Consider the following 20,777-nt stretch of genomic DNA (forward strand, 5'->3'; position numbering starts at 1 on the left):
TAATAAAAGGAGTTGTATCATGACAAAACAAAAAGGACTATTTTTATTGCGTTTAGCTATTATCTTATCCGGTATAATTGGTTTGGCCTTTTTATTGCCCGATAAATTATATAAATTTACGTACTATACAAATATTTCCAATTTATTGGTCGTCCTATTTTATATGTATCTATTGTATTTAGGTAACAAACCGTATTCACAAACAATATGGCGTTTAAAAGGTGGTATCACGATTTGTATTACTTTAACATTTTTAGTCTATGCTATTTTATTAGCACCAAAAGCAAAACCAGAAGATTTTTATCATATTAAAAATTTTACCTTGCATTATATTGTACCGATTTTAACCATTTTTGATTGGTTAATTAGTGACAAAAAAGGACAATACAAAAAAAGTGATCCTTTTTTATGGACAATTGTTCCTTTAATCTATTGTATTTTTTCACTGATAAAAGGTTTTGTTTTTCATATTCCTATCCCAGAAGAACCACATAGTCCGTATCCTTATTTCTTTATCAATATTGATAAATACGGTTGGAATGGCTTTTTCACTTATTTTACTGCTATTTTAGTTTTATATATTCTTTTAGGCTATATTATGGTTTTTGTCAAACGATTAAAAAAATAAATATCTAAAAAACCGGAGTGTTTGAGTCACTCCGGTTTTTTTATTCTTCACTTAAGTTTAAAACAGCCATAAATGCTTCTTGTGGTACTTCTACACTACCAACTTGTTTCATACGTTTTTTACCTTCTTTTTGTTTCTCAAGAAGCTTTTTACGACGTGATACATCTCCACCGTATAACTTAGCTGTAACGTCTTTTCTAAGTGCTTTAATATTGGTACGAGCTAAAATTTTATTTCCAATTGCTGCTTGAATTGGCACTTCAAATAATTGTCTTGGAATCAATGTTCTTAATTTTTCAACTAGAGCACGTCCTCTATTTTGTGCAAATTCTTTATGCACAATCACACTAAAGGCATCAATCACATCACCATTTAATAAAATATCCATTTTCACAAGGTTACTTGCACGATACCCTATCATATCGTAATCAAGTGATGCATAACCTTTTGTGCTTGATTTTAAATTATCAAAGAAATCAAAAATAATTTCTGATAATGGTAATTCATAAATCACATTCACACGAAACTCATCTAAATAATCCATTGTTACAAATGTTCCACGCTTCCGCTGACAAATTTCCATAACCGCTCCAACATAATCGTTAGTCACCATAATACTTGCTTTTACATAAGGTTCTTCAATACTGTCAATCATCGTTTGGTCTGGCATTGCTGACGGATTATCAACAATCACTTGAGAACCATCTGTTTTATTTACATGATAAATAACAGACGGTGCTGTCGTGATTAAGTCTAAATTGAACTCACGTTCTAAACGTTCCTGAATAACGTCCATGTGCAATAATCCTAAAAATCCCGTACGATAACCAAATCCTAATGCTTGAGATGTTTCAGCCTCAAATTGTAAAGCAGCATCATTTAATTGTAATTTTTCTAAAGCATCACGTAAATCATTATATTTAGAGGAATCTGTTGGATATAATCCACAATAGACCATAGGATTCATTTTACGATAACCAGATAGTGCTTCTTTGGCAGGGTTACTTGCTAAAGTTACCGTATCCCCTACTCGTGTATCTTGAATGGTTTTAATACTTGCTGTAATATACCCAACATCTCCAACCATTAAGTAATCACGTTTAATTGGTTTTGGAGAAAAAATCCCCACTTCTACCACATCAAATTCTTTTCCGTTACTCATTAACTGAATTTTATCACCCGGTCTAACAATTCCATTTTTCACACGAACATTTAAAACAACACCACGATAACTATCGTAGGCAGAGTCAAAAATAAGTGCTTGTAAAGGTGCATCAATATCCCCTTGTGGAGCAGGCACCATACTTACGATTTGTTCCAATATTTCAGGAATACCAATTCCAACTTTTGCACTTGCTAAGACAGCTTCACTGGCATCAATACCGATAACATCTTCAATTTCTGTACGGACACGCTCTGGATCAGCAGCAGGTAAGTCAATTTTGTTAATTACAGGGATAATCTCCAAGTCATTATCTAATGCCAAATAAACATTAGCTAAGGTTTGCGCTTCAATACCTTGTGCAGCATCAACTACTAAAATAGCTCCCTCACAAGCTGCCAAACTACGTGATACTTCATAAGAAAAATCGACGTGTCCAGGAGTGTCGATCAAATGGAAAATATACTCTTCTCCGTCTTGTGCCTTGTATGTTAATTCAACAGCATTTAATTTAATCGTAATCCCACGTTCACGTTCCAAGTCCATAGAATCGAGTAACTGATCTTGCATTTCACGTTCAGCCACTGTGCCTGTTCCTTGCAAAATTCTATCGGCTAATGTTGATTTCCCATGGTCAATATGGGCAATAATCGAAAAATTCCTAATCTTTTTTTGTCGTTCTCTCATGTATTCTTTATGCATATATAACTCACTTTCTTCCTTATTCCATTTGGACAAACGTTATCTGACACATTATATCACAAAATACAAAGAAAAAAACAGTGCTTTACATAGAATAAAGCGAGTTAATTTGCTTAACTCGCTTTAATTTTTTAATTCATATATGTGTTCATTGGATATGTTAAATAACTTGGATCCATCAATTTTTCAGGTGTAATAAATCCTGCCGGAGCCATTAACACTGACGGAATACGATTCACAACAGTTGCGCATGTGTGTGCCACTGTATCTGGTTTACTTACAGAAAAGACCATATTTGGCTCACCAATAATTTCAAAGTCACACATATCTCCTTCGTTTTCACGATATACTTTACCAATACATTCAACTTCTAATTCAATACCTTGATGTGTATGAATAGTGGTCACTGCAGACATCCCAATTGCATGACCTGCTTTAATTGTTTGACCTAATGTTTCTGAATAAATGTCTTCTTCCAATGTAAATGGAACGCTTTTTTGTGAAATATCTTTAATCGTCCAATTCATTTTCGCACAGATTCCTTCTGCTGCATTCCACATGTAAGATGGGAAACTTTCTGCACTTCCGATCTCTTTATCAAAAGTATCTAAATCATAGCCAGCTCCGTGTGCTTTTGCAAGTGCTAATCCATAATCTTCTACATTATAACTAACGGCACCTTTTACTTTTGTAATGTGATTCATACCAGACATCATCAATACAGGCATATTAATCCAGTAAATATCTTGCATACCTGAACCAGTAATTGTGATACCATTTTCTTTGGCAAATCTATCTAAACGATTTGTTTCTGATGGAGCTGTTGTCCAAGGATAAATAGCTTCTTCACATGTTGTAATAACATTAACACCATTTTTAGCACATTGTTCAAAAAATGGATACATATCAGACATATAACTGAAAATTGTCACAATAGCTATGTCTGCATCACAACTATCTAACACAGCTTGTGCATCGGATTGAATCGTTACTCCTGTTTTAAAACCTAATTCAGCAAATTCTCCTAAATCTTGTCCAATAATCTCTGGGTTTGCATCAATGGCACCTACTACTTCTGCTCCATGATCGTATAAGTATTTAATCAATACTTTTGACATTTTACCGCAACCATATTGAATCACTCTAATTTTTTCGTTCATCATAAAAACCTCCTATATCATGTGAAAAAAATCACTTTTTATATTATAATAAAAATATGCTTTTTATCACAAAACATCTTTTTTTGTTATCTTTTACACAAATAGTATAATGTCTATACTAACTATAGAGTCAAGACTTATATTTTAATTGGAGGAAAATATGTATCAAAAAATAAAGATTGGTGAATTTGCTAAGCAAAATCATATTTCTATTCAAACACTTCGTTATTATGAACAAATTGGTTTATTAAAGCCTGCCTATATTGATGATGTATCTAAATATCGCTATTATCACATTTATCAATCATCAATGGTTGATGCAATACACTATTTAAAACAGTTTGATTTTTCTCTTGAGGACATTAAATCAATTTTTTCACATCCAAACAATATAGATATTGTAGATACTCTCATCACAAAGAAACAAAAAGAACTAGAAGAAGTTAAAAAAAGACTTCATCAACAAATGTATGAATTAAGTTCGTTTCGTGAAAGTTTACATGTATATCAAGACAAACGGTATAAAACGGATATTGAAATAATCACATTACCAAAACGACATATTACACTTTTTCCTTGTCATAAAAATATTTATGATATGACGACTGAAGAATATGAACATACTTTACGTCGCTTTAAACAAAGTTTTGTTGAACAAGAACAAATTGATAATAGTTTATTTTATCGAATTGGTTCTATTATCAAAAAAGATTCTTTTGAACACTCTCATTTTGTATCGCATACATTATTTGCTGTAATGCCTACATCTTCTCAGCATACGACAGATTTAGAAGAAACAACTTATGCTATTTTCTATTGTCAATCTTTTGAAGACGAAATTCAAATGCTTCCTATTTTTAGAAAAAAATTAGATACATTAGGTTATAAAATAACGGGAAATTATATTTGTGAAGTCATTTTTGAAACATTTCAAACAGATTTATCTCCAAGACAATTATTTATTCGTATGCAAGTTCCAGTATCTCTTGCGTCATCTTAAACAATACTTTCACATTTTAAGATAATTATCATAAATCGTGTTGCTACTAACACGATTTATGATAGAGTCTTTAGAAAGGAATTTGATATTTTTAAAACCTATCAGAATAGTATTTATCATGCTTTTATCACACCTTATGCAAACAATATCACAGAATGATTAAAGCTATCAAACGGATTTTCTATGGTTATAGACACTTTTCTTATTTTAGATTTCATCTTTTAATCATACAACATCATTCTCAGGGCAGAAAATGAAAGTAAAAAAGGTGGTGAATGGCATTAGCCATTCACCACCAACACAATTAACAAAGAGCCGTTTTTATAAGACTATTGATAATTAATAAATGTTTGATTTTCCATTAAAAATGCAGGTGCTGTATCTTGATCATAACTTGTGTTATATTTTTTCATTAAATAATCATACACATCTGTTTTTTCTTTAAATTTAAGTGCTTGATAAGGTTCTTGGAATGATAATTTTTCAACAAACAAATAACCATTATCATGTGGGACTAGAACGCCCACATGTCCAATAAACAGGTAATCGCCGTCTAAATTATCATGAAAAACAACGGAAAGCATTGTCGCATTGTTTTGTGTAAATTGCACATGACTTAAATGCTCTTCCATTTTTTTAGCATGAACATGTACGTCTTTTGACGGTGTTGTTTGTACTCTTGAAAAAAGTTGATTGAAATATGCTTTTTCTTCTGTTGTGAATAGATTTTCCATATCAATAGAATCATTGTCTATAAACAATAATTGAGAGTCTTCTTTAATATTATCAGAAAAAGATAGTTGTTTTTTTAGTAGAGCAAATGTGTTAATACGACAATTTGTACCAGGAAAAGTATTTTTCTTTTGTGCCCATAATGTATCTATTTTTTCTTGATCATAAATAGGCATTTCTTTTTGAAAACCTGTTGCTAATGATATATGTTCAATGGTTTCATTATAATCTTTCACAAAAGACATAAATGTATTCACATCTTGTGCATCTAAATATTGTACTAATGCTTTGTTTACTTCTTCTTGACTATTTGTATCTGCCATATTTGACATAGTAAATTTAGAAATATTTTCGACAGTTGTCGTCACACTTTCTTCTGTCATTTTTTGTTCTGATGCTGTGCATCCTACAAGTAAAAGACAGGCACTTCCCACCAAAAAAATTGTTTTTCTCATCTTTTTCCCTCTCCCTCTCATTCATTTGGCCTTATACAGCTGATTTTAACACAATTTCTTTCCCTTTTGCGTTATATAATTTAGGAACAAGTGTATCTTGTTCAACAGAAATAACGCATTTTTTAATCTGTTTGTTGGTTGGTATATCAAACATCACATCCAACATCACTGTTTCAATAATTGCACGTAATCCTCTAGCTCCCGTTTTACGCTCAATTGCTTGTTTAGCAACTGTTTCCAATGCTTCTGTTGAAAAATCTAGTTCTACATTATCTAAGCCTAATAAATACGCATACTGTTTAACTAATGCATTTTTGGGTTCCGTTAAAATGCGTACTAAATCATCAACAGTTAATTTATCTAATGTGGCAATAATTGGTAAACGACCAATAAATTCTGGAATTAGACCAAATTTTAATAAATCTTCTGGAATAATATGTTTCATTAAACTTTCTTTTTCATCTAAAACTTTTGTCGAACTTCCAAAACCAATAATTTTAGCTCCCAATCGTTCTTTCACAATATTTTCAATACCGTCAAAAGCACCACCTACAATAAATAAAATATTGGTTGTGTCAATTTGTAAAAATTCTTGATGAGGATGTTTGCGCCCTCCTTGAGGTGGAATATTAGATACTGTTCCTTCTAAAATTTTTAAAAGTGCTTGTTGAACACCTTCGCCACTGACATCTCTTGTAATAGATACATTTTCACTTTTACGAGCAATCTTATCAATTTCATCAATGTAAATAATCCCTCGACTTGCAAGATCAATATCATAATCGGCAGCCTGAACCAATTTAACTAAAACATTTTCAACATCTTCTCCAACGTATCCTGCTTCTGTTAATGTTGTTGCATCAGCAATCGCAAATGGTACATTTAGCATTTTAGCTAATGTTTGTACTAAAAATGTTTTTCCTGAACCAGTTGGACCAACTAAACAAATATTACTTTTTTGTAATTCAACATCTTCTTTCACTTGAGAAAAAATACGTTTATAGTGATTATATACAGCAACAGCTAAATTTTTCTTGGCGTAATCTTGACCAATCACGTATTCATTTAAATGTTTAAAAATATCTGTAGGTGTTGGGATTTCTCCAATAAAATGTTCTAAAGAGTCATTTTGTTCTTCTCCTAGAATGGCATCACATAGTGCAACACATTCATTACAAATATAAACATCTGGTCCTGAAATAATCTGATTTACTTCATCATGATTTTTTCCGCAAAACGAACAACGTGGTTCTATTGTTTTATCCATCATTTCTATTTCCTTCTCCTATAATTTTAAATATCGCATACTGAAAGATAGCATATTCTCACAATAAGTACAAACATTTTGCCTTTTTAAAGTGATTAAATAAAATTCACCGGGTTGACATCAATTGACACATATATTTTTTCTTTTGCAAGTTCTTGACTATCATTTGTAATTTGGTATAACACTTTTTCAACAGCTTTTATATTTTTATATTTTAATAATATTTGGAAATAAAATTTATTATTGATACGTGCAATGGACTTTGCGCTTGGTCCAAGTAGCACGACATCTTTTCCAAGTGATTGTTCTAAAATTTGTTTAATTTGATAGGCACTTTTCAAAGCGGTGGATTCAAAGTGATGTGTAATGGTAATGGTTGTCGTATATACATAAGGTGGGTAATGTCCCATATAACGACTGTACATTTCACGTTTATAAAATTCTTCGTATTGTTGCGTTTGAGCAAGTTGTAACACATAATGTTCTGGATTATATGTTTGAATAATGACTTCACCTGATAGAGTTCCTCGACCAGCACGTCCAGCAACTTGCGTTAATAACTGATATGTTTTTTCAGAGGCTCTAAAATCGGATAGATAAAGTGATGTATCAGCATTAATTACACCAACTAGAGTAATATTTGGAAAGTCTAATCCTTTGGCAATCATTTGTGTTCCTAATAAAATATCTGCTTCTCCTGAGCCAAATATATTTAATAAACGTTCATGTTGCCCTTTTTTACTTGTTGTATCAACATCCATACGTACAACTTTAGCTTGTGGGAATAATTGGTATAAAGCTTCTTCCACACGCTGTGTACCTACACCGTATGAACGCACTTTATCACTAAAACAATTTGGACACTCTGTTGGAATAGATGTATCAAATCCACAATAATGACATTTCATTTTATGTGTATCTTTATGAAGTGTTAAAGAAATATCACAATTTGGACATTGCATGACGTGTCCACAATCTCGACACATTAAAAATGAGGCATAGCCTCTTCGATTTAATAATAAAGCGACTTGTTCCTTTTTTTGCAATCTATCTTCGATTGCTAATTTTAAGATATCTGAAAACAAGTCAAAATTACCGACTTTTTTCTCTGTAGTCATGTCGACAATTTGCACGTGGGGCAATGGTTTATCATTGGCACGTTTTGTTAACGTTAAAAAGGTATAATTTCCTTTTTGTGCTCTAGCGCGTGACTCCAGTGACGGTGTGGCACTGCCTAAAACAACAGGACATTGGTGATATTGTCCTCGCCATATCGCCACATCTCTTGCATGATATTTTACCGTATCCATTTGTTTATAGGTCGTTTCATGCTCCTCGTCTATAATAATAAGTCCAATATTATCAAGCGGTGCAAAAATAGATGATCTAGCTCCAACAACAATATCTGCTTTTTTTTCTTTTGCTTTTAGCCATTCGTCATAACGCTCTCCCTCAGATAATCCAGAATGCAACACAGCCACTCTCTGACCAAAACGACCTTTAAAATGTTTTACCATTTGTGGTGTTAAAGCTATTTCTGGAACAAGTAATAAAGCGGTTCGCCCATTTTGAATAACATCAGAGATTAACTGCAAGTATACTTCCGTCTTACCACTCCCTGTAACACCTTCTAATAAAAATGTCTTTGGTTCACGTTTTAAAATACTTTCTTTTACTTGAGTGTACACAGTTTTTTGTTCTTCATTTAACGTCAAAGGCATTGTTTTTTCAAATGTGATATGCTCATAAGGATTTCTTTCAATCACTTCTTCTGTTATCTCAATCCATCCTTTTTGTTTTGCTGATTGGAGTGTTTTTAATGAAATATTTGCCTCTGCTAATGTTTTAGTAGATACTTTTGAAGATTGACTTAAATAGTCAAGCAACGCTTTTTGTTGATGTGCATTGGCCCTAATTGGAATGCTTTCTATCGGTTTTACTAAGGAAACAAAACGCTGTGTTTTATGTGTAATTTTATCCTCAACAAGATAATGAACAATCACCTTTTCTTCTTTTTTCCATTTTAAAACAGCGTGTGTCATGCCTAAAGATTCAATCATTTTCCAAGAAATTCTTTTTTGTTTCTCAAATAAAGGAGGACAACATGTGTTGTCTATCCATTCCACTTCTTTATGATAATTTGCTTTTAAAAAATTAGGTAGCATGGTTTTATAGCAACTCATTTTAAACGAAAAAACGGTTTGAGATAAATAATCTCCTAAAGCGACTAATTCAGGTGTTAACACAGGTTCGGCATCTAAAATATCAGATATGTATTTTAGTTCATAATCTACTCCAGTGGTATACGTTATATCGACAACAAATCCTTGTACAAATCGAGTACCAAATGGTACTTTGACACGATAACCAATCGAAAGCTGATTTTTTAAATTGTCTGGAATAAGATAGTCATACGCTTGATCTGTTTGACTACTTGACACATCGACAATCACTTTAGCAATTTCATCCATAGCACACCTCTTTTCTTCATCTTCTACATTATACAATAAAAATAATCGAGGTTCAAAAACCTCGATTATTTTACAAAAGGAATACTGTACAAACACCAATGCTAGCACAAAGATAAAAATACCATTTTCTAACTTTATGATGAAACATAATCATTCCTGACAAACCACCTATACCGCCACCAAAAAGAAATAATAGTAACAATATTTTTTCAGAAATTCTATATTTTTTGTACACCGCTTTATATTTATCTATTCCCATTAACAAAAACACAAATAAATTGTAGAAAAAGAATAGCCATAAATGGTACATTATTTAATCACCAAATTAACAAGTTTATTTGGCACAGCTATAACTTTTACAATTTCCTTACCAGAAATGGCTTGCTTCACGTCTTCATGTTCTTTTGCCAATGTTTCCAATATTGTTTTATCTAAATCAACTTCAACAAATTGACGTGCTTTAATTTTACCATTTACTTGGAAAATCACTTCAACAGTATTTTCAACAAGTTCTTTTTCATCATAAAGCGGCCATGCAACATGAGAAATAGACTCTTTACCACCAAGTTTTTCCCATAATTCTTCAGCAATATGTGGTGTAATTGGTGCTAATAATTGAACAAGGCCTCTCATATAGTCTACTGGAAGAGCATCCATTTTATTAGCTTCATTGACAAAGACCATCATTTGTGAAATGGCTGTATTATAATGCATTACAGCATAATCTTCTGTCACTTTTTTCACTGTTTGATGATATACTTTTGTTAATTTACCGTCATTAAACGTTGTCACACGATCTCTTAATTTACCATTGTCATCAATCATCAAACGCCATACTCTATCTAAGAAACGACGAGAGCCTTCAAGACCTGTTTCACTCCATGGTTTTGACGCATCTAAAGGTCCCATAAACATTTCGTATAATCGTAATGTATCTGCACCAAATGTTTTGACAACATCGTCAGGGTTTATGACATTCCCTTTAGATTTTGACATTTTATTGCCGTCAGGTCCTAAAATCATCCCTTGATTAAACACACGTTGGAATGGTTCTGGTGTTGGAACAACACCAATATCGTATAAGAATTTATGCCAGAATCGTGCATACAATAAATGTAATACAGCGTGCTCTGCTCCACCAATATACATATCTACCGGGAACCATTTTTTCAATTTTTCTGGGTCAGCAAGTTGCTCTGTATTGGTTGGATCTACATAACGTAAGAAATACCATGAGCTACCTGCCCATTGAGGCATTGTATTTGTTTCACGACGTCCTTTACGTCCGTTTTCATCAACAATATTTACCCATTCTGTTATATTTGCTAGTGGAGATTCTCCAGTACCACTTGGTTTAATATTATCCGTTTTTGGTAATAACAGTGGTAACTCATCTTCTTTAACCAATGTTGATGTGCCATCTTCCCAATGAATAACAGGAATTGGTTCACCCCAATAACGTTGTCTTGAGAATATCCAGTCTCTTAGTCTAAAGGATGTCACTTGTTTTCCAACTTGATGTTCTTCTAACCACTTAATCGCTTTATCAATACCATCTTGTGTATTCAATCCATTTAAGAAATCAGAATTGATATGAATACCGTCTTGTAAAAATGGCAATGTATCTTCTTGTCCACTTGTTAATACTGGGATAATTGGTAATTCAAATTTTGTAGCAAAATCAAAGTCACGTTGATCATGAGCAGGACACGCCATAATTGCACCTGTTCCATAACCAATCAAAACATAGTCCCCAACCCAAATTGGAATTTCTTGTTGTGTCATTGGATTGATAGCGTAAGCTCCTGTAAAGACACCTGTTTTATCTTTTGCTAAGTCTGTTCTTTCTAAATCAGATTTTAAAGAAACGTCTTGTAAATAAGCATCTACTATTTCTTGTTGTTCAGATGTTGTTATCTGTTTAACAAGTGGATGTTCAGGAGCTAATACAACATATGTTGCACCAAATAATGTATCTGGACGAGTTGTAAATACGTCAAAGGTATGTTTTGTGTTTGCTACACTAAACGTCACTTGTGCACCGTGTGAACGTCCAATCCAATTACGTTGCATTTCTTTTAAATTTTCAGGCCAATCAATTAAATCTAAATCATCAATTAAACGGTCTGCATAAGCAGTAATACGCAATACCCACTGCTTCATTGGTACACGATATACCGGATGTCCACCACGTTCACTTTTTCCGTCGATAACTTCTTCATTAGCTAATACTGTTCCTAAAGCAGGGCACCAGTTTACAAGAATTTCATCTTCATATGCTAAATCTTTTTCACATAATTTTTCAAAAATCCATTGTGTCCATTTATAATAGTTTGGATCTGTTGTGTCTACTTCACGTTCCCAATCATAACTAAACCCTAGCTCTTTTAATTGACGTCTAAAATTCGCAATATTTTTATAAGTAAACTCAGCAGGGTCATTTCCTGTATCAATGGCATATTGCTCTGCGGGTAATCCAAAGGCATCCCAACCGATTGGATGCAAAACATTATAGCCTTGTGCACGCTTAAAGCGAGCTAAAATATCTGTTGCTGTATACCCTTCTGTATGCCCAACATGCAATCCTTGTCCAGACGGATATGGAAACATATCAAGTACATAGAAATATGGTTTATTATCATCTTCTGTTGTTTTAAATGTTTGATGCTCCTGCCAATAATCTTGCCATTTTTTTTCAATATCTTTGTGATTAAAATTCATACATATCTCCTTTATTAGTGATTTGATTGACAACAAAAAGCCCTATATGACTAATATAGCCATATAGGGTAATTATCTATAATTACGGTACCACCTATTTTATACTCATCATGCCGATAACGGTAGCGATCCGACTTTTTCTACATATCAAAAAAGTAACTTATAGGCGAGTTCAAACCGTTTCTTTGTGCTCTTCCACCAACCGAACACTCTCTATCAAAGACGACGTTCTACTACTCCTAATCATCGTTTATCAATCATTTTGTTACATTTTAAGATGAATTACAAAAAATGTCAATTATTTCACTTTTAATGTTTGATTTACATAAATTAAATCAGATGTCAAATGATTTAATGCTTTTAAAGCTTCAACAGTTGTCCCATTATTTTTTGCAATACGGTATAATGTGTCACCTGCTTTGACTTTATGTGTAACACCTATTTCTTGAGTCACATATGTTGTTGTAGATTGACCAGATAATGTCAACACTTGTCCTACACGAATTAACGCAGAATTTAAGCCATTTAAACGCATTAGTTCTGATACTGTTAATCCATTATTTTTCGCAATACGATATAATGTATCACCTTTTTGTACAGTATGTGTAGATTGTGATGACACAGATTTTACAGATTGTTCTACTTTAGTTTCTACTTGTTGTGGTGCACTCTCAACAACAGGTTTAACTGTTTCTGGCTGGGACACTTTTGGTTGGCTTTCAACAACTTGGTTTGATGCTTGTGATGCGGATAAGCGTAACACTTGGTTTACATAAATTAAATGACTTGATAATCCATTTGCCTCTTTAAGTGCTTCAACAGTTGTACCATTATTTTTTGCAATGCGGTATAATGTATCACCTGCTTTAACTGTATATGTTCCACTATTTACTATTGTTACAACCTCTGGTTTTGATACTGTATTTTCTTGTTTGATAACTTCTTTTACAACTGGAGTAGTTGGTTCAGATACTTGACCTGCCACTTTTAATATTTGTCCCACATAAATAGTGTCTGACGTTAAATTGTTTATTGCTTTTAATGTTGCTAGGTCCATACCATATCGACGACAAATCGCCAATAATGTATCGCCTTTTTGAACCACATATTGACCGTTTGCTGAAATATTTGCCAATACATTAACAGAATTTGATGTAGACACTGGTACAGTTGTTTGACTATCGTATCGTGTTAATCCGTATGTTGCGATAATACTATTTAGTTTTGCCGCGTATTTTGTATCCGTCGCATATCGTCCAGTTAACCATTTTGTTGCATCTTGATAAGAATTCGTACGGCTTTTCCATGCACCAGCATAAAATTGACTATTGCCCATTGCACCTGTTCTTAATAATTGAGCGTAATTTTGTAAAGATTCGTAATAAGATGGGTATTTTCTAAAACCAGCATTGATTTGGTACAATTCACCTTTTCCATTATCTTCCATTGTCTTCATTACAACAGATTGTCCATTATAGTGACCTTTAATACCAAATAAATTATAATTTGGTGCCGTAGCTAATCGACTTGTTCCCCAATTACTTTCTAAAATCGCTTGAGCAATCATCACAGAAGCATATAAATCATTTTCTCTAGCAATTTGTTGGGCGTATTGTCCAATAGTATTGATAAAATTTTGCTGTGCTGATTCTGCATGTGCTGTCTGTACACTCGTAATGGCAACACTTGATACCGCAAGTGTTGCCCCTACAGTTGCAGATGCTTGTTTTAATTTACTATTTTTCAACTTTTGTTGTTCATATAAACGCTTTGTTTGTCTTCTTAATAATTTCATGAATAATTCCCTCTCCAAATCTGATTACTTTTGATTATAGAGTATAAAAACCAGTTTTAAAAGAGGGCATGACACAGTGTTGTTTTGATTTAAAATATGTAATCTTTGTGTAATAATATGAATGAAACGGAAATATATTATATAAATAAAAAGGAGTGATTATTTTGTTAGACTCGGCACAACGTTTTAGCCATACCCTACTAACTCAATATGTTAAACCAAATGACTTTGTGATTGATGCCACTATGGGAAATGGACATGATACATTATTTTTAGCGCAACTTGTGGGTAAACAAGGAAAAGTAATTGCTTTAGATATTCAAGAACAAGCATTACAAAATACAACACAATTACTACAAGAACATAGTGCCTTAGATCAATGCGAATTACATTTATTAAATCACGCAAATATCTATCAAGTTTTAAACAATAATATGTCTATTTCAGCCGCTATTTTTAATCTAGGTTATTTGCCAAAGGCTGATAAAACTATTATTACAAATGGAGATACAACACTTCAATCTATCAAACAGATACTTCCACATTTACAAAAAAATGGACTTATCATTTTAGTTTTATACGATGGACATACAGGAGGACTAGAAGAAAAAGAAAGTGTGATAAATTATACTTCTTCACTCCCACAAAAAGAATATCACGTATTACACTATCACTTTTTAAACCAACAAAACAACCCACCACAGCTTATTGCGATACAAAAGCGTTAATATAAAAGGCTTGAAAGTCATAAGAATGTGACTTTCAAGCCTTTTTAAACATGATATCTTAAATAGCTACTTCAGGTTGCTCATTTGTTAAAACAGCAATATCACCTTGTTTACCAAAATATTCTTGCAATAAATCGTTTAAAGCATGAATGGCTTCGTGACAACGTTTTGCTTGATGTTCATTGATTGCTTCCATGATAAAAACAGCATGTTGTGTTTCTTCTGTTAACATCGTTCTTTGTGCTTCACGCCAGTTTAAACTACGGCATACGGCACCCTCATTGTCATAGTAAATCAATTCTTCTGGTAAAGCAGGAGAGTCTTCTTCGGCACCTAAAGGAAAGAATGGTTCGCCACCTTTTGCTTGTCCTAAATGTAAATCACCTTGAATACGGGCAATATCTTCTCCGCCACAAGGGACACCATAAGATAAAGATACACTATTATATAAATCAACTAGTGGGTTAATTGGTGTAAATTCTCTATCTTGACTAACACGTTTTAAAAGAGCCTCAATAGAACTTCTTGCACCTTTTTTTGTTTTAAAAGTGGCAAATGCTTCACGCCATTCTTTTATAACCTCATTTTGTGTAAATGTATCTTCTGTTAAAAATTGTTTTGCTGAAACAGTTGCACTATCTAATTTATTTTTGAAAAAGTCATATTTATCTTCTTTAGCATGATTGTCAATGCCTTTTAGACTTAATACAAATAAACTTCCATTAGGGAAAAGATTAAAAAATTCTTTATCAACAATAACATTCATATACTATTTCTCCTTTTATTTATAAAATAAAGCCAAGCGAAACAATTATCGCTTGGTTTTATTGATTATTTTTCAATAGCACTATCCACGATAACAGCCATTGCTTTTTTCATTTTAATGTCGTGTGTTAACATTTCTGCATTTAACACGTTACGAACAGCATCAATTTCCATACCGTATGTTGCTGCTAATTCTTCGATTTCTTTGTTCATATCATCTTCAGTTGCATCTAAGTTTTCAACTTCTGCTACTTTTTCTAATACTAAGTTTGTTTTCACTTGAACATCCGCATCTTTTTCCATTTGTTTATGTAAATCTGCACGAGTTGTTCCAGTTAATTGATAGTATAATTCTTCTGAAATACCTTGACGTTTCATATTGTTTAAGAAGAAGTCCATTTGACGATGCACTTCTGCGTGTACCATTTCTTCAGGTAATTCAACGATTTCTGCATTGTCAACAGCTTGACGTAATGCTGCATCTTCTACAGCTGTTTGTGCTGCTTCATCTTTTGCTTTTTGTAATGATTCTTGTAATTTATCTTTTAATTCTGCTAATGTTTCAACAGAATCATCAACATCTTTAGCAAACTCATCATCTAAAGCTGGTAATTCTTTTGATTTTACTTCTTTTACAGTTACTTTAAATGTTGCTGGTTGACCTTTTAAGTCTTCTGCGTGATATTCTTCTGGGAATGTCACATTAACTTCTACGTCATCTCCTGCTGATGTACCAACTAATTGATCTTCAAAACCTGGAATGAATGAGTTTGAACCTAATTCTAATGAATGGTTTTCACCTTTTCCACCTGCAAATGCAACACCGTCTTTAAAGCCTTCAAAGTCAATCACAACTGTATCGCCATTTTCTGCTTTACCTTCTTTAACAGATAATTCAGCAAATTGTTCTTGTTTTTTAGCTAATTCATTTTCAACATCTTCAACAGTTACTGTACGATCTTGTTTTTCAACTGTTAAGCCTTTGTAATCACCTAATTTTACTTCAGGTTTTACAACAACTTCTGCTTCAATAACCCAATCTTGTCCTTTTTCAATAGATTTTACATTGATTTTTGGTTGAGCTACTGGGAATAATGCTAATTCTTCAATAGCATTATCATATGCATCTGGTAATAAAATATTTAATGCGTCTTCATATAATGCTTCTTCACCAAATTGTTTGTTGAAAATTGTACGTGGCACTTTACCTTTACGGAATCCTGCAACGTTTAATTTTGGTTGAACACGTTTGAACGCTTTATCCAATCCTTCTTTGATTTTATCTTGAGAAATCTCAAATGTTAGCACACCATTATTTGTGCCTGTTTTTTCCCATTTTGCTGTCATGTTTCTTCCTCCACAAAATATTTCAATACTTTTTTATATTACACTAAAATAGCGTTAAAGTAAATTAGTTTCTTTGTCTGTCTTTGTTTTTGTTTACATCATATATTTTAATTCTTCCAAAATAGTATTATTTTTTAATTTGATATGTGTTCCTTTCATCCCTAAAGACTGAGCTTCTAATAAACCTGCTGATTCTAATTTTCTTAACGCGTTTACGATAACAGATCTCGTAATATTATAATCAGTTGCAATTTTAGATGCTGTGATGCGTACTTCTAAAGTTGAAATGGTACTGAATATACAACGAATTGCTTCCTTTTCACTATACGAAAGACTGCTTATCGCTAAAGAAATTCTCTCTTTCTCTCTAATTTCTTCTTGTTCTTTGTGGTTAATATAGTATAACAATTCTAATCCAACTACCGTTGCACTGTACTCTGCTAAAATTAGATCACTCGTTTCAAACAATTTTCCAATTCGTGCCAAACTAAGATTTCCAAGTCTTTTTCCTGATACAAAAATTGGAATAATGGTCGTCACACCATTACCAAAAATATCCTTATTCTCAACGGGAAAAGCTGTATACGACTCGTCAACTGTGATATTTTCATATGTTTTTGTAATCTTATTTAATTCTTGAATGTAAAAATCAGGAAACTGTCTTTGTTCTAAATAAGCTGTAAAACGTGGGCTATCCATTGTATAAAGTTCATCATAACCTAATATAATACCGTTATTATCCACGATATAAATATTTGAGTCTGTAATACCTGATAAAATTTTAGCCACTCGTTTGAAAGGTAAATCTTTATACGTTTGTGCTATATTTTCGATGTCACTGAAATCACGGTCTGTTTGAAGTAATGTCATCAATTCTCTTAATTTACTTAAAACTTGTTCCACTATCATTCCCCCAACCATTCATTATAAAATATAATGTTTTAATTTATCATCATGTGAAATAACGCCAACTTTTTCTTCAACGTATGCTTGTGTAATGGTAATCGTACCTCCAGGCATATCTGGTGCTTCAAATAGTAAATCTTCTAATAATTTTTCTAAAATAGTATGTAAACGTCTAGCACCAATATTATCCGTTTCATCATTTAATTGATACGCAATCTCTGCCATTTTAGCAATCGCTTCTTGCGTAAAAATCAATTCAATATTTTCTGTTTCTAATAATGCTGTATATTGTTTCAACAATGAATTGTTTGGTTCTTTTAAAATACGTTCAAAATCTTCCTGTGTTAAGTCAACAAGCTCAACACGTATAGGAAAACGTCCTTGTAACTCCGGAATTAAATCCGTTGGTTTTGCCACATGAAAGGCTCCAGATGCAATGAATAAAATATGATCTGTTTTGATAGGACCATATTTAGTCATCACCTGACTTCCTTCAACGATTGGTAAAATATCTCTTTGAACACCTTCTCTTGATACTTGTCCACCATTATCTGATTTTGATGTAATTTTATCGATCTCATCAATAAAAATAATACCTGAAGACTCCGCTAATTTTAATGCTTCTGACTGAATATCATCTTTATTGACCAACTCTTCACTAACTTCTTGAATAAGCAATTCTTTTGCTTCTAAAACCGTTACGGTACGTGTGATTTTCTTACGCGGTGTCATAGAACCAATCATCGACTGCATTGCAGATAGTTGTTCCATAGCAGGCCCGCCACCATAAACTTCTTTTTCACGTTCTAATAATTTTATAGTCACTTCTTTACTATCCAATAAACCATCTTGGATTTGTTTTTCTAACACACGTCTATCTGCTGCAATTTCTGGTGTCACTTCTTCCACTTCTTCATGGTTCGGTATTCCTAATCCTTGGAACATATTTTGAAGAGCACTTAAATCAGAAGATTGTTGTTTCTTTTTGAAAATTCCTGGTTTTAACGCAGCAGCAATACGTTTAATGGCTTCTTTTTCTGCTTTTTGGTAAATACCTTTTTTCTTTTCTTTATCAACTAATTGAATAGCCGCATCTACTAAGTCACGAACCATTGACTCTACATCACGTCCAACATAACCTACTTCTGTAAACTTTGTTGCTTCTACTTTAATAAATGGTGCTTTTACCAATGTTGCTAATCGTCTTGCAATTTCTGTTTTTCCAACACCAGTAGAACCAATCATCATTAAATTTTTGGGTGTCACATCACGTTGCATATCCGCAGATAATTGCAAACGTCTATATCTATTTCTTAATGCAACAGCAACCGCTTTTTTAGCATTATCTTGTCCAATAATATATTTGTCTAATTCTTTAACAATTTCACGGGGTGTTTTTCCCAATGCTTTTACCATTAAGCATTCAACTCCTCTACAATAATATTGTCATTTGTAAATACATCAATTTCTGATGCAATTTTCAAACTTTCATAAGCGATTTGCCCAGCTGAAAGTGTATTGTCCGTTCTCATAAGACCTCTTGCTGCAGCAAGTGCATAATTTCCTCCAGACCCAATCGTTAAAATACCGTCATCAGGTTCAATGACTTCACCTGTACCAGATACCAATAACATTTGTTTATCATTCATCACAATCAATAACGCTTCTAATTTTTGAAGCATACGATCACTACGCCATGATTTTGCTAGCTCAATAGCTGCTCTTTGTAAATTTCCTTTATATTGTTCTAATTTTTCTTCAAATTTTTCTTCTAATGTAATAGCATCTGCAACAGAACCAGCAAATCCTACAACAACTTTATCTTGGTACAAACGACGAATTTTTTTTGCACTGCCTTTCATGATGACACTTTGACCCATTGTCACTTGACCATCTCCAGCCATTGCAAATTGTCCATTTTTACTTACTGCACAAATTGTTGTCATATTATTCTCCTTTATCTTTTCTTTTTGCACGAGGATGAAATTGTTGATAATTTCGATACAAACTTTCTTTTGTAACATGTGTATAAACTTCTGTTGCTTTTAAACTATCATGTCCTAATAACTCTTGAATAGTACGTATATCTGCTCCATTATTTAATAAATGTGTTGCAAATGTATGCCGTAACATATGAGGATGTATATTAAAAGTCAAGCTACTTTTTTTAATGATTTGATTTAAAATATAAGATACACCAGCAGGTGTCAAAGGTTCTCCTAAATGATTTACAAATAACACATCATGTTTTTGTCTTTGCATCAGTGCAGGACGTCCTTTTTCCAAATAGTCTTGCAATGTATCTTCTGCCCACTCTCCAAAAGGAACGTAACGCATTTTTCCACCTTTGCCAAGAATAAAAATAAGTTTTGCACGAAAATCGACATCTTTTAATGTAACAGAAACACATTCACTCACACGTAATCCACAACTATATAATAGTTCTACCAATGCCATATTACGATAATCAAGTGGTTCAGTTCCTTTTGTCGCCTCGATAATTTTTTCCATTTCAGGTTCATAATAAAATTTTGGCAAGCGTTTTTCTCTTTTTTTATAGGTAACATATACAAATGGATTTTCTTCAACATAGTCTAAACTTAATAGATATTGATAAAAAACACGTAAACTCGATAATAAGCGAGAAATACTATTTTTACTATACTCTTGCTCAGTCAAATACGCTAAATAGTACTTAGCATCTCTAATCGTTACATTTAGTATATCTGACTCTTTGTCTTGCTTTAAAAAAGAAACAAATTTTTCAATATCACGTCTATATGCTTGAATTGTCGCAAGGGAATATCTTTTTTCACGCTGTAACATGTCTAAAAAATCCATAATATGTTGTTCCATTAAATCGCCTCCAAAGACCATTATATCTTAATTAGTTAGAATTTTCAAAATTGTTGCATTTTTTTGTACAATTCTGACATAT

The 20,777-nt window shown here is 32.7% G+C and carries 17 protein-coding genes and 1 other annotated feature; of the genes, 3 read left to right on the forward strand and 14 right to left on the reverse strand.

What is annotated here, in order from left to right; all coding sequences use genetic code 11:
* Window positions 1-19 precede the first annotated feature (19 nt).
* Complete coding sequence (locus tag GMA06_RS04960; protein WP_163561886.1) at window positions 20-628, forward strand: Pr6Pr family membrane protein; 609 nt, start codon at window positions 20-22, stop codon at window positions 626-628.
* Between the two features lie 40 nt (window positions 629-668).
* Here the strand turns inward: GMA06_RS04960 and lepA are convergent, their stop codons facing one another.
* Together lepA and GMA06_RS04970 are read right to left on the reverse strand one after the other, a co-directional pair.
* Window positions 669-2,492 (reverse strand): translation elongation factor 4, encoded by a 1,824-nt coding sequence (gene lepA / locus GMA06_RS04965; RefSeq protein ID WP_163561887.1) that lies wholly within the window; start codon window positions 2,490-2,492, stop codon window positions 669-671.
* A gap of 131 nt (window positions 2,493-2,623) precedes the next feature.
* Window positions 2,624-3,655 (reverse strand): dihydrodipicolinate reductase, encoded by a 1,032-nt coding sequence (locus GMA06_RS04970; RefSeq protein WP_163561888.1) that lies wholly within the window; start codon window positions 3,653-3,655, stop codon window positions 2,624-2,626.
* 157 nt (window positions 3,656-3,812) lie between these two features.
* On the opposite strand from GMA06_RS04970, the gene GMA06_RS04975 reads away from it, so the two are divergent.
* Complete coding sequence (locus GMA06_RS04975; protein ID WP_163561889.1) at window positions 3,813-4,652, forward strand: MerR family DNA-binding transcriptional regulator; 840 nt, start codon at window positions 3,813-3,815, stop codon at window positions 4,650-4,652.
* A 329-nt stretch (window positions 4,653-4,981) separates the two neighbouring features.
* On the opposite strand, the gene GMA06_RS04980 is transcribed toward GMA06_RS04975, so the two are convergent.
* From GMA06_RS04980 to GMA06_RS05005, 6 genes are all read right to left on the reverse strand, one after another.
* Window positions 4,982-5,839, reverse strand: coding sequence for a DUF4300 family protein (locus GMA06_RS04980; RefSeq protein ID WP_163561890.1), 858 nt, complete (start codon window positions 5,837-5,839; stop codon window positions 4,982-4,984).
* A gap of 31 nt (window positions 5,840-5,870) precedes the next feature.
* Window positions 5,871-7,109 carry an ATP-dependent Clp protease ATP-binding subunit ClpX gene (gene clpX / locus GMA06_RS04985; protein ID WP_163561891.1) on the reverse strand — a complete coding sequence of 413 codons (1,239 nt, stop codon included), beginning with the start codon at window positions 7,107-7,109 and terminating at the stop codon, window positions 5,871-5,873.
* A 92-nt stretch (window positions 7,110-7,201) separates the two neighbouring features.
* Entirely contained in the window at window positions 7,202-9,577 is a 2,376-nt protein-coding gene (gene priA / locus GMA06_RS04990; protein WP_163561892.1) for a primosomal protein N', read from the reverse strand.
* A 70-nt stretch (window positions 9,578-9,647) separates the two neighbouring features.
* Entirely contained in the window at window positions 9,648-9,887 is a 240-nt protein-coding gene (locus GMA06_RS04995) for a DUF1294 domain-containing protein (RefSeq protein ID WP_163561893.1), read from the reverse strand.
* Complete coding sequence (gene leuS, locus GMA06_RS05000) at window positions 9,887-12,298, reverse strand: leucine--tRNA ligase (RefSeq protein ID WP_163561894.1); 2,412 nt, start codon at window positions 12,296-12,298, stop codon at window positions 9,887-9,889. The genes GMA06_RS04995 and leuS overlap by 1 nt, the downstream gene beginning before the upstream one ends.
* A gap of 61 nt (window positions 12,299-12,359) precedes the next feature.
* Window positions 12,360-12,554 (reverse strand) — a binding site (T-box leader).
* A gap of 42 nt (window positions 12,555-12,596) precedes the next feature.
* A complete protein-coding gene (locus GMA06_RS05005; protein ID WP_163561895.1) occupies window positions 12,597-14,093 on the reverse strand; it encodes a LysM peptidoglycan-binding domain-containing protein in 1,497 nt (498 codons plus the stop codon).
* A 164-nt stretch (window positions 14,094-14,257) separates the two neighbouring features.
* Here GMA06_RS05005 and GMA06_RS05010 point away from each other — a divergent pair, with 164 nt between their 5' ends.
* Window positions 14,258-14,821 carry a class I SAM-dependent methyltransferase gene (locus GMA06_RS05010; RefSeq protein ID WP_163561896.1) on the forward strand — a complete coding sequence of 188 codons (564 nt, stop codon included), beginning with the start codon at window positions 14,258-14,260 and terminating at the stop codon, window positions 14,819-14,821.
* Window positions 14,822-14,879: 58 nt separating this feature from the next.
* Here the strand turns inward: GMA06_RS05010 and GMA06_RS05015 are convergent, their stop codons facing one another.
* From GMA06_RS05015 to xerC, 6 genes are all read right to left on the reverse strand, one after another.
* Window positions 14,880-15,587: a phenylalanine--tRNA ligase beta subunit-related protein gene (locus GMA06_RS05015; protein ID WP_163561897.1), complete on the reverse strand. Its 708-nt coding sequence runs from the start codon at window positions 15,585-15,587 to the stop codon at window positions 14,880-14,882.
* A 65-nt stretch (window positions 15,588-15,652) separates the two neighbouring features.
* The gene (tig, locus tag GMA06_RS05020) at window positions 15,653-16,933 is read right to left on the reverse strand and encodes a trigger factor (RefSeq protein ID WP_163545160.1); all 1,281 of its coding nucleotides are present in this window, start codon (window positions 16,931-16,933) and stop codon (window positions 15,653-15,655) included.
* Window positions 16,934-17,026: 93 nt separating this feature from the next.
* A complete protein-coding gene (gene codY, locus GMA06_RS05025; protein ID WP_345940874.1) occupies window positions 17,027-17,836 on the reverse strand; it encodes a GTP-sensing pleiotropic transcriptional regulator CodY in 810 nt (269 codons plus the stop codon).
* A gap of 21 nt (window positions 17,837-17,857) precedes the next feature.
* Window positions 17,858-19,255, reverse strand: a complete 1,398-nt coding sequence (gene hslU / locus GMA06_RS05030; protein ID WP_163545162.1) for an ATP-dependent protease ATPase subunit HslU — start codon at window positions 19,253-19,255, stop codon at window positions 17,858-17,860.
* Window positions 19,255-19,785 (reverse strand): HslU--HslV peptidase proteolytic subunit, encoded by a 531-nt coding sequence (gene hslV, locus GMA06_RS05035; RefSeq protein ID WP_163545163.1) that lies wholly within the window; start codon window positions 19,783-19,785, stop codon window positions 19,255-19,257. The genes hslU and hslV overlap by 1 nt, the downstream gene beginning before the upstream one ends.
* Window position 19,786: 1 nt before the next feature.
* Window positions 19,787-20,695 (reverse strand): tyrosine recombinase XerC, encoded by a 909-nt coding sequence (xerC, locus tag GMA06_RS05040; protein WP_163561898.1) that lies wholly within the window; start codon window positions 20,693-20,695, stop codon window positions 19,787-19,789.
* Window positions 20,696-20,777 lie beyond the last annotated feature (82 nt).

The organism is Granulicatella sp. zg-84, from assembly GCF_010892375.1.
GTDB lineage: Bacteria > Bacillota > Bacilli > Lactobacillales > Aerococcaceae > WM01.

Excerpts from the sequence above, each read along its gene's own strand:
- tig (WP_163545160.1), bottom strand. The coding sequence starts at position 16,933 with ATGACAGCAAAATGGGAAAAAACAGGCACAAATAATGGTGTGCTAACA.
- clpX (WP_163561891.1), bottom strand. The coding sequence starts at position 7,109 with ATGATGGATAAAACAATAGAACCACGTTGTTCGTTTTGCGGAAAAAAT.
- GMA06_RS05015 (WP_163561897.1), bottom strand. The coding sequence starts at position 15,587 with ATGAATGTTATTGTTGATAAAGAATTTTTTAATCTTTTCCCTAATGGA.
- xerC (WP_163561898.1), bottom strand. The coding sequence starts at position 20,695 with ATGGAACAACATATTATGGATTTTTTAGACATGTTACAGCGTGAAAAA.
- GMA06_RS04975 (WP_163561889.1), top strand. The coding sequence starts at position 3,813 with ATGTATCAAAAAATAAAGATTGGTGAATTTGCTAAGCAAAATCATATT.
- GMA06_RS04970 (WP_163561888.1), bottom strand. The coding sequence starts at position 3,655 with ATGATGAACGAAAAAATTAGAGTGATTCAATATGGTTGCGGTAAAATG.
- GMA06_RS04995 (WP_163561893.1), bottom strand. The coding sequence starts at position 9,887 with ATGTACCATTTATGGCTATTCTTTTTCTACAATTTATTTGTGTTTTTG.
- GMA06_RS04980 (WP_163561890.1), bottom strand. The coding sequence starts at position 5,839 with ATGAGAAAAACAATTTTTTTGGTGGGAAGTGCCTGTCTTTTACTTGTA.
- GMA06_RS05005 (WP_163561895.1), bottom strand. The coding sequence starts at position 14,093 with ATGAAATTATTAAGAAGACAAACAAAGCGTTTATATGAACAACAAAAG.
- lepA (WP_163561887.1), bottom strand. The coding sequence starts at position 2,492 with ATGCATAAAGAATACATGAGAGAACGACAAAAAAAGATTAGGAATTTT.
- GMA06_RS04960 (WP_163561886.1), top strand. The coding sequence starts at position 20 with ATGACAAAACAAAAAGGACTATTTTTATTGCGTTTAGCTATTATCTTA.
- hslU (WP_163545162.1), bottom strand. The coding sequence starts at position 19,255 with ATGGTAAAAGCATTGGGAAAAACACCCCGTGAAATTGTTAAAGAATTA.
- hslV (WP_163545163.1), bottom strand. The coding sequence starts at position 19,785 with ATGACAACAATTTGTGCAGTAAGTAAAAATGGACAATTTGCAATGGCT.
- priA (WP_163561892.1), bottom strand. The coding sequence starts at position 9,577 with ATGGATGAAATTGCTAAAGTGATTGTCGATGTGTCAAGTAGTCAAACA.
- leuS (WP_163561894.1), bottom strand. The coding sequence starts at position 12,298 with ATGAATTTTAATCACAAAGATATTGAAAAAAAATGGCAAGATTATTGG.